This window comes from Mycobacterium sp. UM_Kg27 (assembly GCF_000972905.1).
Classification (GTDB): domain Bacteria; phylum Actinomycetota; class Actinomycetes; order Mycobacteriales; family Mycobacteriaceae; genus Mycobacterium.
In genome coordinates, this window is record NZ_JRMM01000011.1 from 1 (window position 1) to 13,914 (window position 13,914).

The window sequence follows — 13,914 nt, forward strand, 5'->3', positions numbered from 1 at the left end:
GATGTGTATAAGAGACAGGTGTCAGCTGGCGTACGAGCGCAGGCGGTCGGCCCGCTCACCGTGGCGCAGCTTGGCCATCACCTCGCGCTCGATCTGGCGGACCCGCTCGCGTGACAGACCGAACAGCTTGCCGATCTGGTCCAGCGTGCGGGGCTGTCCGTCGTCGAGGCCGAACCGCAGCCGGATCACCTGATGCTCGCGTTCGTCGAGGGTGGCCAGCACGCTGCGGATATCGGTGTGCAACAGCTCGGAGATCACCGCGTTCTCCGCCGACATCGCCTCGGAGTCCTCGATGAAGTCACCCAGCGGGGCCTCCTCGTCGGAGCCGACCGGCATGTCGAGACTGACCGGGTCGCGGCTGTGCTCGAGCAGGTCGTTGATCTTCTCCGCTGGGATGCCGGACTCGGCGGCCAGTTCCTCGTCAGTGGCCTCGCGGCCCAGCTGCTGATGCATTTCCCGTTTGATCCGAGCCAGCTTGTTGACCTGTTCGACCAAGTGGACCGGCAGCCGGATGGTGCGGCTCTGATCCGCCATCCCGCGGGTGATGGCCTGGCGGATCCACCAGGTCGCATAGGTGGAGAACTTGAAACCCTTTGCGTAGTCGAACTTCTCCATTGCGCGGATCAACCCCAGATTGCCTTCCTGGATCAGGTCCAGCAGTGGCATGCCCCGGCCGGTGTAGCGCTTGGCCAGGGAGACCACCAGGCGCAGGTTGGCCTCCAGCAGGTGCCGGCGGGCGGCTTCGCCGTCTCGTACCACCGCGGCGAGTTCGCGCTTGCGCTTCTCGCCAAAACGCTTGCGGGTGTCGAGCAGGTGCTGGGCGTACAGTCCGGCCTCGATCCGTTTGGCGAGCTCTACCTCGTCAGCGGCATTGAGCAATGCTGTCTTGCCGATCCCGTTGAGGTACACCCGCACTAGATCTGCGGCTGGGCTCTGCGCGTCCAAATCGCCGTCGATCCGACTGGTGGTGGCATCTGCCTTTGCCATTGCGGCCTCCCGTTGATCGGCTTCTGCTGTCACAGGTGTCAACGTCCGACACGCGTGCAGAGTTCCCGGCCGACCGCTTTTCCACACCACTTGACGTGCGGAAATACGGGAATGACTTTGAGAATGTGCTAAGAACCGGTACCGTGCGGCGCTTCGCCTGGGGCGTCGTCTCCCGATTCCGGGTGCTTCGGCCGCTCCAGGGCAGGGCGGGTGCCGGTGGGAAACAGCGGCGTGCGGGTCGGGGCTGCGTCGTAGCGGCGGGGCTCGTCGGCACTGCGAGGAGGCCGGTCGTTGGCGATCAACACGGCCATCCACGGCAGCGGGATCGACGCCACCAATATCAGCAGGGAGATCAGGCCGTTGTGCCACATTCCGTAGGCGATCGCGGCCAGAATCAGGGCAGGCACCCGGAACGCCATCAAGGTCAGGTACTTGCGTACCCGTTCGCGGTGCTGCTGCTCAAAGGACGGCGCGGCCGCGGTGATCAGAACCGGTCTGCCGTCGTCGTCGAAACCCAGCTCGGGGCCGTGCTTCATTACTCCACTGTCCCACACGAGCGATTCGGTGGCACGAGGGGTTTTGGATCAACTCCAGTTCTGGGCACAATGGGGATATGGGCATACAGACCGACACCCTTGAGCGCACCGATTCCGAGGAACGCGTTGATGACGGGACCGACGGCGACACCCCGAAGTACTTCCACTACGTCAAGAAGGACAAGATCGCCGAAAGCGCGGTCATGGGCACGCACGTTGTGGCGCTGTGCGGTGAGGTATTCCCGGTGACCAAGTCGGCCAAGCCGGGTTCCCCGGTCTGCCCGGACTGCAAGAAGATCTACGCGACGCTCAAGCAGGCTTGACCGGATCGGTGTCATCGCGGTCTGGACCGGTCTGGCCGGCTCGTGACACCACCCAGGTACGCAGCTGGTGCAGGTGAGTGGCCTGCGCCGGCCACTCCTCTTGCACCGCTGCGTTCAGCTCTGCGCCCAGCATGATGGCGAAGCCGAGCAGGAACGCGAACAACAAGAAGGCGATCGGCGTCGCCAGCGCCCCATAGGTGTAGCCGGTGCTGGTGATGTAGCGGAGGTAGATCCGCAGCCCCATCGTCGCCACCACGAACACCGTGGTGGCCAGCAGCGCGCCGAACACCAGCCGATGTGAGGGCAGCGGCTTGGGCAGCGACACCCGATAGAGCACCGTCACCGCCAGCAGCAATCCCAGCACCAGTGCCGGGTAGTAGCCGAACCGCAGCACGTCGGTCCACTGGGCCGGCAGGTGCTCGGCGATCGCGTGCGGTCCCAGTGCGGCCAACGGCGCGGTGGCCACGGCGATCACCAGCATCGCCACGTAGAGACCCAACGCGAAGAAGCGTTGTCGCACCGGGTGTCGCAGCGGCGTCTGATCGTGTGCCTCGACCACTGAGTCGACGAACGCCGAGATCGCCGACGAGCCGGCCCACAACGAGATCACGAATCCCAGCGAGACCACCTCGCCGCGGGCATTGGCCACAATGTCCCGCACGGTCGGCTCGATGATCTCCACCACGACGTTCTTCGAGAAGAAGCTGCTGGCCATACCGATCAACCGGTCCTGGATGGTGGCCAGCGTGTCCGGTCCGAACAGCGGCGCGATGTAGGACAGACTGCCCAGCATTCCCAGCAACAACGGTGGCAGTGACAACACCGACCAGAACCCCGCCTGCGCCGATTCGGCGAAGATCGAATCGTCCCAGCTCTTGACCAGAGTGCGGCGTGCAATACGGAGCAGGTGATGACGGGAAGGTTTGGGGATCTGGTCACTCATGACCAGCCCAGCATTCCTGACGGGTGCTGCTATTGCACAATCGCGCAGCCGGGCGTGTTGCGTGCCGGCTCCGGTTACGCGTCAGTCGCTGCGCTGACCTGAATCACGGCGGCCAGCTCGACCAGCTTGGCTTCGTGCTCGTTGGCGTGGTGCTGGCAGAAAAGAAGTTCGGCACCGGAGGGTAGCGTGGCTCGTACCCGTGCGGCGGCACCGCACCGGTCGCATCGATCAGCCCGAGTGAGCTCAGGACTGGTCAGAGTCGCGTTCATGGGCTCCTCCGTTTCTCGCGGTTGTTCTCAAGTGTGTCAGACGCTTGAGCGTTCGGCGTTGTTCCCCGGTTCGGCTGTGTCGTGTCTCACCCCAGCGCCGGTGCGGCAGGATCGGTGCCATGACACGATCCGTGATCCCGCCCGATGTGCTGGTACACCTGTGCAGCGCCGGGGACTGGGCGCAGGCGCAGGCTTCCGGAACAGTGCGCCCGGAGTCGTTGGACAGCGTGGGTTTCGTGCACATGTCCACCCCGCAACAGGTGCACCTGCCCGCGAACCGGCTGTATCGAGGCTGTGCGGATCTGGTGTTGCTGCAGGTGGATCCGGCTAAAGTCGGCGCACCGGTGCGCTGGGAGCCAGGCGTACCGAGCGATCCGGAGTCCATGCTGTTCCCGCACCTGTACGGGCCGTTGCCCGTCGAGGCGGTGATCGGTGTCAGTGATTACCGGCCCGGCCCGGACGGTGTGTTCGCTCCGGCCGGTTGAGGTGGAACGGGGTCGTCGGCTTGGCTGCCGACACTCGGGTGAGTTCGCTACGGGCGAACGTGGTCTGCGCCTTGGTGATCAAAATCGCGGGCACTCGCGGCCAGGCGGCGGCGACCGCGTTGATCGCATCGAGCACGGCGGGATTGAGATCGGCCTCGGGTGGCACCCGATGGCCGTGGGTGGCGGCACGCTTCAACAACGCGGCAAAAGTCGCCTGCGCTGCGTCCTCGGTCGGCATGCTGGGCGATCCTACGCCGCAACGTAGGCATCGGCGTCCTAGACCGCTCGGGCCTCGACGATCGCCAGCGGGCTGGCGGTGGCCACCACCCGTCGCAGCTCGAATCCCGCCTGGGACAGCAGTTCGGCGTATTCCCGCCGGGTGCGCTCCTGTCCGCCGGCGGCAACCAGCATCTCCAGGTCGAGCACCATCCCCAGGTGGGCTGGCGCGCGCTCGGGCAGCACCATCTCGAACAGCAGCACCTTGCCGCCCGGCGCGATGGCGGCCCGGACATTGCGCAGAATCGCCAACGACTGCTCGTCGTTCCAATCGTGGATAACGGTCTTGAGCAGGTAGGTGTCGCCACCGGCGGGGACCGACTCGAAGAACGACCCGCCGCTCAGATCGCAGCGTGACGCCACGTCGGCCACCGTCGCACCGGCGCCGGCCACCACCTGCGGCAGGTCGAACAGCACGCCGCGGGCATTCGGCGCCTGACGCAGCACCGCAGCCAGCAGCGCGCCGTGACCGCCGCCCACATCCACGATCAGCTTGCTTTTGCTGAAATCGTAGGCGGGAACAGCACTTTCGATCGCCATAGCGGACGCGCCGGTCATGGCGTCATTGAAGACCTGCGCCAGTTCGGGGTCGGTGTCGGTGTAGTCGAAGAACGACATTCCGCGCACCTTGGTGACGGCGGTTTCACCCGTCCGTACGGAGTGCTCCAGGTTCGACCAGTGCTCCCGGTGCGCCGGGTGGCCGACGAACGCCAGCATCGGCGCCACGCCGGCCGGGTTGTCAGAGACCAGCGCTCGCCCGGTACGGGTCAGGGCGAACCGGCCGTCGCGGCGCAGCTTCAGCACCGAGTGGCTGGCCAGTGCGCGCATCAGGCGGTAGGTGGCGCGCGGATCGGTGCCTACGCGGCGGGCGACCTCGTCCGCGCTCAGCGGACCAGCACTGAGCGCGTCGGCGATACCGAGTCGCACCGCGGCGGCAAGCGCCTGGGTCAGCCATCCGCCGAAGCCCAGCTCCATGATCGCCACCGACGCCGGGACGGTGGCCTGGCGTAGGCGCTGCAGGCCACCACGAAATGCGTTGACGGCACTGAGCACTGCCGCCGGGGGTGTCTTGGCCATATCGCCGCGCGCTAGTCGAGGTAGTCGCGCAAGACCTGGGACCGGCTGGGATGCCGGAGTTTTGACATCGTCTTCGACTCGATCTGACGAATGCGCTCACGGGTGACCCCGTAGACCTGGCCGATCTCGTCGAGGGTCCGCGGCTGGCCATCGGTGAGGCCGAACCGCAGCCGCACCACGCCGGCCTCACGCTCGGAGAGCGTCTCGAGCACCGACTGCAGCTGGTCCTGGAGCAAGGTGAACGACACGGCGTCGACCGCGACGACAGCCTCGGAGTCCTCGATGAAGTCACCGAGCTGCGAGTCGCCCTCGTCGCCGATGGTCTGGTCCAGCGAGATGGGCTCGCGGGCGTACTGCTGGATCTCCAGCACCTTCTCCGGGGTGATGTCCATCTCCCTGGCCAGTTCCTCGGGGGTGGGCTCGCGGCCCAGGTCCTGCAGCAGCTCGCGCTGGATGCGGCCGAGCTTGTTGATCACCTCGACCATGTGCACCGGGATACGGATGGTGCGTGCTTGGTCGGCCATGGCACGGGTGATGGCCTGGCGGATCCACCAGGTGGCGTAGGTGGAGAACTTGTAGCCCTTGGTGTAGTCGAACTTCTCGACCGCGCGGATCAGACCGAGGTTGCCCTCCTGGATCAGGTCCAGGAACGCCATCCCGCGGCCGGTGTAACGCTTGGCCAGCGAGACCACCAGTCGCAGGTTGGCCTCGAGCAGGTGGTTCTTGGCCCGGTCGCCGTCGCGACAGATCCACGCCATGTCACGCCGGTAGGCGACCGCGAGCTTCTCGCCCTTCTCGGTGTGCTCGGCCATCTTCTGGGTCGCGAACAGGCCGGCCTCGATGCGCTTGGCCAGCTCGACTTCCTCCTCGGCGTTGAGCAGCGCGACCTTGCCGATCTGCTTGAGGTAGGCGCGCACCGAGTCGGCCGAGGCGGTGAGCTCGGCATCCTTGCGGGCCTGCCGCAGCGCTTCGGATTCCTCTTCGTCCCAGACAAAGTCGCCGGAAGCCTTGTCCTTCTCGCTGGGCTCGGCGATCTCGTCGTCGTCGCCCTCCTCGCCGTCCTCGGCCGAGTCCGCCGACGCGCCTGACGTGGCGCCGTCGCCCTCGGCAGCCGAGTCGGTGTCGTCGTCATCGAGTTCGTCCAGGCTCAGGTCGGCGTCGTCGATGTCGTCAACGCCGGGCTCGCCGTCCAGCTCTACGTCGGTGTCGAGATCTTCGGGTGCCGCGCCGGCGTCGGCGTTCTTCGCGCTGGCCTTGGTGGCCTTGGCGGCCTTCTTCGCCGGGCCCCGGGTCGACCGGGTCGCGGGCTTGGCGGCGCCGTCAGCGGCGGCGCCACGCGTCGTCGACTTGGCGGCCTTCTTGGCGGGCGCCGCTGCCTTGGTGGCCTTGGCCGCGGTCCGCTTGGCGGGCGCCGCGGCGGCAGCTTTGGCGGGAGCCTTGGCAGGCGACTTCACGGCGGCTTTGGCGGGTGCCTTGGTGGCACTGCCCTTCTTGGGCTCCTCAGTCGCCGGCTGTGCCTTGCTCGCTGCCACGTCCACCCCTTCGGTCGGACTGACTTTCGGGTCGCAGCGTCGTGCGCAACCGAAAGTGTCGGGTATGTCGAATGTCGGCTCTATTTCAGTTGGTGATCAACTGGGATAGTCGCCGCTATCGGTTAGGCGGCCGCCGTCGACCATTGTAACGACAGGGTGAGGCAGTAATCGTCGAGCGGGCGTTATTCAGCGGGTCACGTCGGCCGATGACGCCATCGCGGCCCCGACAATGCCCGCGGTGTTCTGCAGTGTCGCGGCGACCACCGGGGTCCGGTTGCCCAGTAGCGGCACCCACCGATCGGCTTTGCGGCTGATACCGCCGCCGACGATGATCAGGTCCGGGCACAGTGCGTCCTCAATCGCGATCAGCACCATGGTCACCTGCTTGGCCCACTTCTCCATGGACCAGTTCTTGCGCTCCTTGACCGACGCGGCGGCCCGGTGTTCGGCTTCTTTGCCACCCACCTCGATGTGGCCGAGTTCGGTGTTGGGCAGCAGCTTTCCGTTGTGAATCACCGCCGAACCGATTCCGGTCCCGAAGGTGAGCAACACGACTACGCCGCTGTTGTTCTTGCCTGCCCCGAACCGCTCCTCGGCCAGCCCGGCGGCGTCAGCGTCGTTGAGGATGACGATCCGCTGACCGTCGAGTTCGGCGGCGATCGTCTCCTGCGCGTTCAGCCCGATCCAGGACTTGTCCACGTTGGCGGCGGTCTGTACGACGCCGTTGACCACCACGCCCGGATAGGTGACACCCAGCGGGCCGGTCCACCCGAAGTCCCGGACCACCGCGGCGACGGTCTGGGCGACCAAGACCGGAGTGGCGGGGCTGGGCGTGGGCAGCTTGAACCGCTCACCGATCAGAGCGCCGGTGTCCAGATCGACGACGCCCCCCTTGATGCCGCTGCCGCCGACGTCGACGCCGAAGGCCCGTCGCTGACGTCGCGCACCGGCGATCGGACGGTCCTCGATCGGGGCGGGGACGGGGTCGGGGCCGGTCATCGGATCTCCTGTTCGGCGAGAGGTCGTCAGCAGGTGCCGGAATGAATCTTGGTCAGCAATGCGGGGTCGGGCAACCCGGTGGCGTCCGGCCGCAAGCCGGCCAGCGCGGCCTCGATGTCATCGCTGTGCGACAGGCTGACGAAGTCGCTGCCGACCGCCAGATCCACCGAATCGTCGGCGCGGTCGTCGCGGAACAGTTCCGTGCACGGCGCCACCAGCCACAGTGCTGCCGCGGCGGCCTGGCCCGCCGGGCCGAACCGAATCTGACCCTGGCAGTCCAGCCGGTCCTCGGCGTAGATGGGGTCGTTGGCGGCGGTCGGTTGGGCGAAGCCGTCGTCGCGCAGCGCGTCGGCGACATCGGCGGCCTGCCCGGCTCGGCCGCTGGCGTTGAGGACGCGGGACTTGATGTCGGCCAGTTTGGCGGGGGTGGTGCTGATCATGGCGGCACGCGGTACCTGAGTGCCCAGGCGGGGCTGGTCGGGCTCAGTCGGCGCCGGCGGCGCGTTGCACACCGCGACCTCATGGATATCGACCGGCCGGGTGAGTGCTACCCCCCATGCCACGGCGGTCAGCAATGCCAACGCGGCCAGGGCGTAGGCGGCCGGTCGGTTGTTGCGTCGCCGGAACGGCCGACCGTGCTTGTCGAACTCGGTACCGGTAGTGATTTGCGCGACCACGTACGCACTCTAGAGGGCGTCCGCGGGGGCGATCACCGTGGTCAGGAATGCAATGTGACGTAAATCACACTTAATCTGACCGCGATCCGGGCACGAATCATTTGGTGGATGCGTTCGACGCTGGTACAAAGCTCGCGCAGGGTTTCGAGGGGACTTGAGGGGATGAAGACCATGGCTACCGATTACGACGCCCCGCGGCGCACCGAGACCGACGACGTTTCCGAGGATTCGTTAGAGGAACTCAAGGCGCGGCGGAACGAGGCGCAGTCCGCTGTGGTCGACGTCGACGAGTCCGAATCGGCCGAGTCGTTCGAGCTGCCGGGCGCCGACTTGTCCGGTGAGGAACTGTCGGTGCGTGTCGTTCCGAAGCAGGCCGACGAGTTCACCTGCTCCAGCTGTTTCCTGGTTCAGCACCGCAGCCGTCTGGCCAGTGAGAAGAACGGTGTGATGATCTGCACCGACTGCGCGGCCTGACCGGGCCTGTCCCGCTCAATCCTGCTTAGTCCGGCGGCGACGGCCCTTTCCCGGGAGGGCCGGCCCACCCGGTAGGTGTGGGCGTTCCGCAGTGCCTGACCCCGTCGCGTCGATGATCGGCGCTAGGCCTGCAACGCCGCCAGCAGCCGCTGCGGATTGCGGCAGCTGACCAGCCAGTACGGCGTCGGGTCGTCGGGATCATCGAGGACGGCCAAGATCATGGGCCCCACCCAGCCGCGATGGACGACATATGCCGCCGGGTCGAGCTGGCGGCCCAGCGCTGCTGACTTGGCCGACTGCGGGACCTCGGCGCAGCGCGCGATCGCCGTGGTGGGCAGGTGCGCGTCACCTGCCCACAACTGCGTTTCCCCGCCGCATTCGACGACGCGGACCTTGATGCGTCCCAGCCACAACAGGGCGCCGACGGTGATCGCGAAGAACACCGCGAACGGCAGCCAGCCGGGCAGATTGCGCAGGCCCAAGCGGACTTCGTAGGCCATCAGACCGTTACCCAAGAACCCCAGTGGCCACCACCACCACGGCACCCACAGCTGTTCGCTGTAGCGCACTGTTTGCGATGCCCGATGGTTCACGCGCGACCCCGACATCCGGCTAAGAGTAGTCTTGCGCCTCGTGTCACCCAGTCTTGCGGTTGTTCGCCTGGATCCGGATCTTCCACTGCCGAGCCGTGCGCACGCCGGCGATGCCGGCGTCGACCTCTGCAGCGCGATCGATGTCGAGTTGGGCCCAGGTCAACGTGCCCTGGTACCCACCGGAATCGCCGTGGCAATTCCGTTCGGCATGGTCGGCCTCATCCACCCTCGGTCGGGTTTGGCTGCGCGGGTGGGCCTTTCGATTGTCAACAGTCCCGGCACCGTCGACGCGGGCTATCGTGGTGAGATAAAGGTCTCATTGATCAACCTGGACTCTGCGGTGCCGATCGAGATCCACCGCGGCGACCGGATCGCCCAGCTGCTGGTACAGCGGGTCGAGCTTCCGGAACTGGTCGAGGTGACCTCGTTCGATGAGGCCGGGCTGGAACCGACGACCCGTGGTTCCGGTGGACACGGGTCCTCCGGTGGGCACGCGAGCCTGTGATGGCTTGTGACGAAGAAGCGATGAAGATGGGCGGCTGTGATGGCATTCGGTAGGGGTAAAGGCAAGCGCGAGGCCGAGGAGCCGACGAGCGCCGAGCCGGAAGCCTCCGGAGCAGCGGACGAGTTCGCATCCGATGCGGAGGAGCTGGAGGGCCCCTTCGACATCGAAGATTTCGACGACCCCGCAGCGGCGACGACGGCCCGACTCGACCTGGGTTCGGTGCTGCTGCCCATGCCCGCGGGCGCTCAGGTCCAGGTGGAACTGAGTGAGGCGGGTGTCCCCAGCGCGGTGTGGCTGGTGACGCCCAACGGCCGGTTCAACATCGCCGCCTATGCGGCGCCGAAGTCGCCGGGTCTGTGGCGCGAGGTGGCCGGTGAGCTGGCCGACGCGCTGCGCAGGGACAACGCGATGGTCAGCATCGTCGACGGGCCGTGGGGCCGGGAAGTGCTCGGTTCGGCCACCGGTGCTGTCCGGTTCATCGGTGTCGACGGCTACCGCTGGATGGTGCGCTGTGTCATCAACGGTCGGCCCGAGACCATGGATGTGCTCGCACAGCAGGCCCGAGACGCGCTGGCGGACACGGTCGTCCGGCGTGGCGACACTCCGCTGCCGGTGCGCACCCCGCTGCCGGTCCGGCTACCTGAGCCGATGGCCGAGCAGTTGCGGGCTGCCGCGGCGCAGCAGGCCGCAGCGCAGCAGGCGGCGGCCCAGCAGGCCGCAGCCCAACAGCTGGCCGCGGCGCAGCAGGCCGGCGTGTTCGGCGGCGGCGGGGACGTACCGCCGGCGCCGGCCGCACGCCGCAGCGTGGAGGGATCCGCGATGCAGCAGTTGCGCACTATCACCGGCGGTTAGCGAGCCTCGACGCAGGAGAGGCGAAGCTGGACCGCCGATCAGCCGGTGCGGTTAGCGAGCCTCGACGCAGGAGAGGCGAAGCTGGACCGCCGATCAGCCGGCCGCGATGGTCAGCGCGGTGACGCAGGCGGCGCCCAAGGCGGCCGGATCGGCGCCGATCTGGTCCAGGGTGACGGTGCGCAGCGCCGCGCGCGGCGCGGCGGCGGCCCATTCGGCGGCGGTCTGCAGCGGATGAACCGCGTCGTCAACCGCCGCGGTCAGACCCATCGGCACGGTCAGGCCCGCCAGCTGGGCGTGCGTCGGCGCGACGTAGCTCGCGGCCTCCTCCAGCGCGTCGGGCAGTTGCGGCCACTGAGCAGTCCATGAGCGGGTCAACTCGTCGCCGAGCCACGTCGGGCTCGATGCCCGCATCTGGGCCAGCACGGCGGCCAGGCCGTCGCTGCGCAACTGCCCGGCGCTATAGCGCGCGGCCTGGGCTGCCGGGGCGTCCTCGGGGGTGCCGCTCCAAGCGGGCAGCGCAGCCAGCACCCCGACCACGCGTTCGGGATGGCGCAGAGCCCACATCGTGGCCACCGCCGCGCCGATCGAAACCCCGCCGGCGAGGATCGGGCCACAGCGCGTGGCCGCCGCATCCAGCGCCTCGAGGTAGCCCTGGACAAGACGGCCGGGCTGCGGGCGGTGAGTGACCAATTCGGCACCCACCTGCTGCAACGGAGACGAGAACGCTCGGCGGATGTAGTCGTCGTCGGATCCGGTCCCCGGCAGCAGGACGGCCGTCACGCCGCGCAGAACCATGCCACCCCTTGATCGTGTTTGGGTGTTGTCAGCCACCCCGTGGGCAGGTCATGTGGCATTCGATATTCAACAGGTCTACCGTAGCGTGCGCACACGATTGAGGGAGAGGGCAATGGCTGCTCCGAAAGGGTACCTGCGCCGGCTGACTCGGCGATTGACAGAAGATCCCGAGCTGCGTGACGTCGAAGAGCTGTCGGACGAGGCGCTCAATACCGGCGCGCAGCGTGCGATCGACTGCCAACGCGGCCAAGAGGTCACCATGGTCGGGGTACTGCGCAGCGTCGAAGCCAACGCCAAGGGCTGCGTGGGTGGGGTCCGTGCCGAGCTTTTCGACGGCACCGACACGGTGACGCTGGTATGGCTGGGGCAGCGACGCATCCCCGGAATCGACTCCGGCCGCACGTTGCGGGTGCACGGCCGGCTGGGCAAACTCGAAAGCGGCTGCAAGGCCATCTACAACCCCCACTACGAAATCCAGCAGTGATCGCGCGAAATCCAGCAGTGATCGCGCCTTCCTTCGGGCCGGTGCAGCGATGAGCGAGGAATACAGCGCCGAGGGCGCCCAGGGACCGCAGCGGCTCCTGGAACAGATCGGCGGCCTGGCCGGGGTGATCTACTCCTCGTTACCGATCGTGGTGTTCGTGCCGACCTCCAATCTCTTCGGACTGCGCGCCGCCGTCCTGGCGGCGTTGGGTGTGGCCGCGGCGGTGCTGGTCTGGCGCCTAATCCGCAAGCAATCCAGCCAACCGGCCATCTCCGGGTTCTTCGGGGTCGCCGTCTGCACCTTGATCGCCTATCTGATGGGCGACTCCAAGGGCTATTTCCTGCTCGGAATCTGGACATCGCTGGTGTGGGCGGTCGTGTTCGCCGCATCGATCCTGATCCGCCGTCCAGCGGTCGGCTACATCTGGTCATGGGCCAGCGGCCAGCCCCAGACCTGGCGCGAGCTGCGGTCGGCCATTTACGCCTATGATCTCGCGACGTTGACCTGGGCGCTGGTGTTCGGCTCCCGCTTCGTGGTCCAGCGACTGCTCTACAACGCCGATCAGACCGGCTGGCTGGGAGTGGCGCGCATCGCCATGGGCTGGCCGTTGACCGCGGTGGCAGCGGTGGTCACCTACCTGGCGGTCAAATACGTGCAGCGCGCGCTGGATGAGCGCCCGGCCGTCGGCGAGGCCGAGCCCGAACCGCGCTCAGTGGGCCGGTAGCAGCAGCGCGCGCAGTTCGGTCTCGACGCCACTGGATGCGACGAACAACAGCTCGTCGCCGCCTTCGAGCGGCTCGTCGTCCTGCGGCACGATCACCCGTGTCCCGCGCAGGATCGTCACCAGCGCGGCATCGCGCGGTAGGACGAGCTTGCGCACCGGCTTTCCGCCCCACGGGGTGTCGTCGGGCAGGGTGATCTCCAGCAGGTTGGCCTGACCCTTGCGGAACTCCATGAGCCGGACCAGGTCTCCGACCGCGACCGCCTCCTCGACCAGTGAGGCCAGCATGCGCGGCGTGGAGACCGCGACATCTACCCCCCACGCGTCGGTGAACAGCCACTCGTTGCGGGGATCGTTGACCCGGGCCACCACCCGCGGTACCGCGAATTCGGTCTTGGCGAGCAAGGACAGCACCACGTTGGCCTTGTCGTCGCCGGTGGCGGCGATCACCACGTCGAAGGATTCCAGGTGCACCGACTCCAGCAGGCTGAGCTCGCAGGCATCGCCCAGATGCCACTCCGCGTCGGCGATGTCCTCGGTGTCGACGTGGTCCGGGTTGCGCTCGATCAGCGTCACCTGGTGATCGCTGTCGAGCAGCTCGCGCGCAATCGATCGTCCGACCGCGCCGGCGCCGGCTACGACTACTTTCATTTGCGCCGCTCCTCAACCCTGGCTACCCGGGCTCCGTCCGCGCCTTCATCGACGGCGCGCTTCATTTGTCCAGGTCCTCGCTCGGGGGCAACGCGGCGATCGCGATCGCCTCGGCGACCCGGCCGGACACCGCCACGATGTACACCTGGTCGCTGGCCTGAATCACCGTCTTGGGCTCGGGCAGGATTCCGGTGCCGAACCGGATCAAGAACGCCACACGGGCGTTGGTTGCCGCCTCCAGGTCGGTGACGGGGCGGCCGATCCAGTCCTCGTGCAGGACGACCTCGGCCACGGCGACGGTGCCGGTGGGGTCACGCCACTTGGTGGTCTCACTTTCCCGGGTGAGTGCGTCGAGGAGCCGGTCGGTGGTCCACGGCACGGTGGCGATGGTCGGAATGCCCAGGCGCTCGTATACCGCGGCCCGCTTGGCGTCGTAGATACGGGCGACCACCCGCGAAACGCCGAACGTCTCTCGGGCCAGCCGCGCCGCGATGATGTTGGAGTTGTCACCCGAGGACACCGCGGCGAACGCAGCGGCTTCTTCGATGCCGGCTCGCAGCAGCACATCGCGGTCGAAGCCCATGCCGAGCACTCGCTCACCGTTGAACTCCGGGCTGAGCCGGTTGAACGCGGTGCTGTCTCGGTCGATGATGGCGACCTCGTGGCCGATCCGGGACAGTCCGTCGGCGAGCGAGGCTCCCACCCGGCCGCAACCCATCACAACTACCCGCACGT

20 protein-coding genes are annotated in these 13,914 nt (G+C 67.4%); 7 read left to right on the forward strand and 13 right to left on the reverse strand.

Annotated elements, in window-relative coordinates; genetic code table 11:
* Window positions 1–21: 21 nt before the first annotated feature.
* Together LI94_RS03210 and LI94_RS03215 are read right to left on the reverse strand one after the other, a co-directional pair.
* The gene (locus LI94_RS03210; RefSeq protein WP_036458705.1) at window positions 22–987 is read right to left on the reverse strand and encodes a sigma-70 family RNA polymerase sigma factor; all 966 of its coding nucleotides are present in this window, start codon (window positions 985–987) and stop codon (window positions 22–24) included.
* Between the two features lie 128 nt (window positions 988–1,115).
* A complete protein-coding gene (locus tag LI94_RS03215; RefSeq protein ID WP_024443824.1) occupies window positions 1,116–1,541 on the reverse strand; it encodes a DUF3099 domain-containing protein in 426 nt (141 codons plus the stop codon).
* A gap of 65 nt (window positions 1,542–1,606) precedes the next feature.
* Between LI94_RS03215 and LI94_RS03220 the strand changes: the two genes are divergently transcribed.
* Window positions 1,607–1,846 (forward strand): DUF3039 domain-containing protein, encoded by a 240-nt coding sequence (locus tag LI94_RS03220; RefSeq protein ID WP_036458716.1) that lies wholly within the window; start codon window positions 1,607–1,609, stop codon window positions 1,844–1,846.
* Here the strand turns inward: LI94_RS03220 and LI94_RS03225 are convergent.
* Both LI94_RS03225 and LI94_RS03230 read right to left on the reverse strand, forming a co-directional pair.
* Window positions 1,833–2,789: a YihY/virulence factor BrkB family protein gene (locus LI94_RS03225; RefSeq protein ID WP_024443822.1), complete on the reverse strand. Its 957-nt coding sequence runs from the start codon at window positions 2,787–2,789 to the stop codon at window positions 1,833–1,835. The genes LI94_RS03220 and LI94_RS03225 overlap by 14 nt on opposite strands.
* 74 nt (window positions 2,790–2,863) lie before the next feature.
* Window positions 2,864–3,058: a hypothetical protein gene (locus tag LI94_RS03230; RefSeq protein ID WP_046300287.1), complete on the reverse strand. Its 195-nt coding sequence runs from the start codon at window positions 3,056–3,058 to the stop codon at window positions 2,864–2,866.
* 119 nt (window positions 3,059–3,177) lie between these two features.
* Here LI94_RS03230 and LI94_RS03235 point away from each other — a divergent pair, with 119 nt between their 5' ends.
* Window positions 3,178–3,543: a DUF952 domain-containing protein gene (locus LI94_RS03235; protein ID WP_081654639.1), complete on the forward strand. Its 366-nt coding sequence runs from the start codon at window positions 3,178–3,180 to the stop codon at window positions 3,541–3,543.
* On the opposite strand, the gene LI94_RS03240 is transcribed toward LI94_RS03235, so the two are convergent.
* The 5 genes from LI94_RS03240 to cei form a co-directional block, all read right to left on the reverse strand.
* On the reverse strand, window positions 3,494–3,781 hold the full coding sequence (locus LI94_RS03240; protein ID WP_024443819.1) for a hypothetical protein: 288 nt from the start codon (window positions 3,779–3,781) through the stop codon (window positions 3,494–3,496). The two genes, LI94_RS03235 and LI94_RS03240, sit on opposite strands and share 50 nt — an antisense overlap.
* Before the next feature lie 38 nt (window positions 3,782–3,819).
* The gene (locus LI94_RS03245; protein ID WP_046300288.1) at window positions 3,820–4,896 is read right to left on the reverse strand and encodes a methyltransferase; all 1,077 of its coding nucleotides are present in this window, start codon (window positions 4,894–4,896) and stop codon (window positions 3,820–3,822) included.
* 11 nt (window positions 4,897–4,907) lie between these two features.
* Complete coding sequence (locus tag LI94_RS03250; protein ID WP_046300318.1) at window positions 4,908–6,428, reverse strand: RNA polymerase sigma factor; 1,521 nt, start codon at window positions 6,426–6,428, stop codon at window positions 4,908–4,910.
* A 186-nt stretch (window positions 6,429–6,614) separates the two neighbouring features.
* Entirely contained in the window at window positions 6,615–7,427 is an 813-nt protein-coding gene (locus LI94_RS03255; protein ID WP_046300289.1) for an ROK family protein, read from the reverse strand.
* Between the two features lie 26 nt (window positions 7,428–7,453).
* The gene (gene cei, locus LI94_RS03260) at window positions 7,454–8,104 is read right to left on the reverse strand and encodes an envelope integrity protein Cei (RefSeq protein WP_046300290.1); all 651 of its coding nucleotides are present in this window, start codon (window positions 8,102–8,104) and stop codon (window positions 7,454–7,456) included.
* A gap of 171 nt (window positions 8,105–8,275) precedes the next feature.
* On the opposite strand from cei, the gene LI94_RS03265 reads away from it, so the two are divergent.
* Complete coding sequence (locus LI94_RS03265; protein ID WP_013829371.1) at window positions 8,276–8,578, forward strand: DUF4193 domain-containing protein; 303 nt, start codon at window positions 8,276–8,278, stop codon at window positions 8,576–8,578.
* A 122-nt stretch (window positions 8,579–8,700) separates the two neighbouring features.
* Here the strand turns inward: LI94_RS03265 and LI94_RS03270 are convergent, their stop codons facing one another.
* Window positions 8,701–9,186: a DUF3093 domain-containing protein gene (locus LI94_RS03270; RefSeq protein WP_046300291.1), complete on the reverse strand. Its 486-nt coding sequence runs from the start codon at window positions 9,184–9,186 to the stop codon at window positions 8,701–8,703.
* A 25-nt stretch (window positions 9,187–9,211) separates the two neighbouring features.
* Between LI94_RS03270 and dut the strand changes: the two genes are divergently transcribed.
* Both dut and LI94_RS03280 read left to right on the forward strand, forming a co-directional pair.
* A complete protein-coding gene (gene dut / locus LI94_RS03275) occupies window positions 9,212–9,676 on the forward strand; it encodes a dUTP diphosphatase (RefSeq protein ID WP_024443813.1) in 465 nt (154 codons plus the stop codon).
* 36 nt (window positions 9,677–9,712) lie between these two features.
* Window positions 9,713–10,528: a DUF3710 domain-containing protein gene (locus LI94_RS03280; RefSeq protein WP_239651143.1), complete on the forward strand. Its 816-nt coding sequence runs from the start codon at window positions 9,713–9,715 to the stop codon at window positions 10,526–10,528.
* Window positions 10,529–10,621: 93 nt separating this feature from the next.
* Here the strand turns inward: LI94_RS03280 and LI94_RS03285 are convergent, their stop codons facing one another.
* On the reverse strand, window positions 10,622–11,323 hold the full coding sequence (locus LI94_RS03285) for an alpha/beta fold hydrolase (protein ID WP_046300293.1): 702 nt from the start codon (window positions 11,321–11,323) through the stop codon (window positions 10,622–10,624).
* 112 nt (window positions 11,324–11,435) lie between these two features.
* Here LI94_RS03285 and LI94_RS03290 point away from each other — a divergent pair, with 112 nt between their 5' ends.
* Together LI94_RS03290 and LI94_RS03295 are read left to right on the forward strand one after the other, a co-directional pair.
* On the forward strand, window positions 11,436–11,807 hold the full coding sequence (locus tag LI94_RS03290) for an OB-fold nucleic acid binding domain-containing protein (RefSeq protein WP_024441567.1): 372 nt from the start codon (window positions 11,436–11,438) through the stop codon (window positions 11,805–11,807).
* Between the two features lie 49 nt (window positions 11,808–11,856).
* Window positions 11,857–12,531 (forward strand): DUF3159 domain-containing protein, encoded by a 675-nt coding sequence (locus tag LI94_RS03295; protein WP_046300294.1) that lies wholly within the window; start codon window positions 11,857–11,859, stop codon window positions 12,529–12,531.
* On the opposite strand, the gene LI94_RS03300 is transcribed toward LI94_RS03295, so the two are convergent.
* Together LI94_RS03300 and LI94_RS03305 are read right to left on the reverse strand one after the other, a co-directional pair.
* Window positions 12,517–13,179: a TrkA family potassium uptake protein gene (locus LI94_RS03300; protein ID WP_046300295.1), complete on the reverse strand. Its 663-nt coding sequence runs from the start codon at window positions 13,177–13,179 to the stop codon at window positions 12,517–12,519. The two genes, LI94_RS03295 and LI94_RS03300, sit on opposite strands and share 15 nt — an antisense overlap.
* A 61-nt stretch (window positions 13,180–13,240) precedes the next feature.
* Complete coding sequence (locus LI94_RS03305) at window positions 13,241–13,912, reverse strand: TrkA family potassium uptake protein (protein ID WP_024441570.1); 672 nt, start codon at window positions 13,910–13,912, stop codon at window positions 13,241–13,243.
* Window positions 13,913–13,914: the final 2 nt, after the last annotated feature.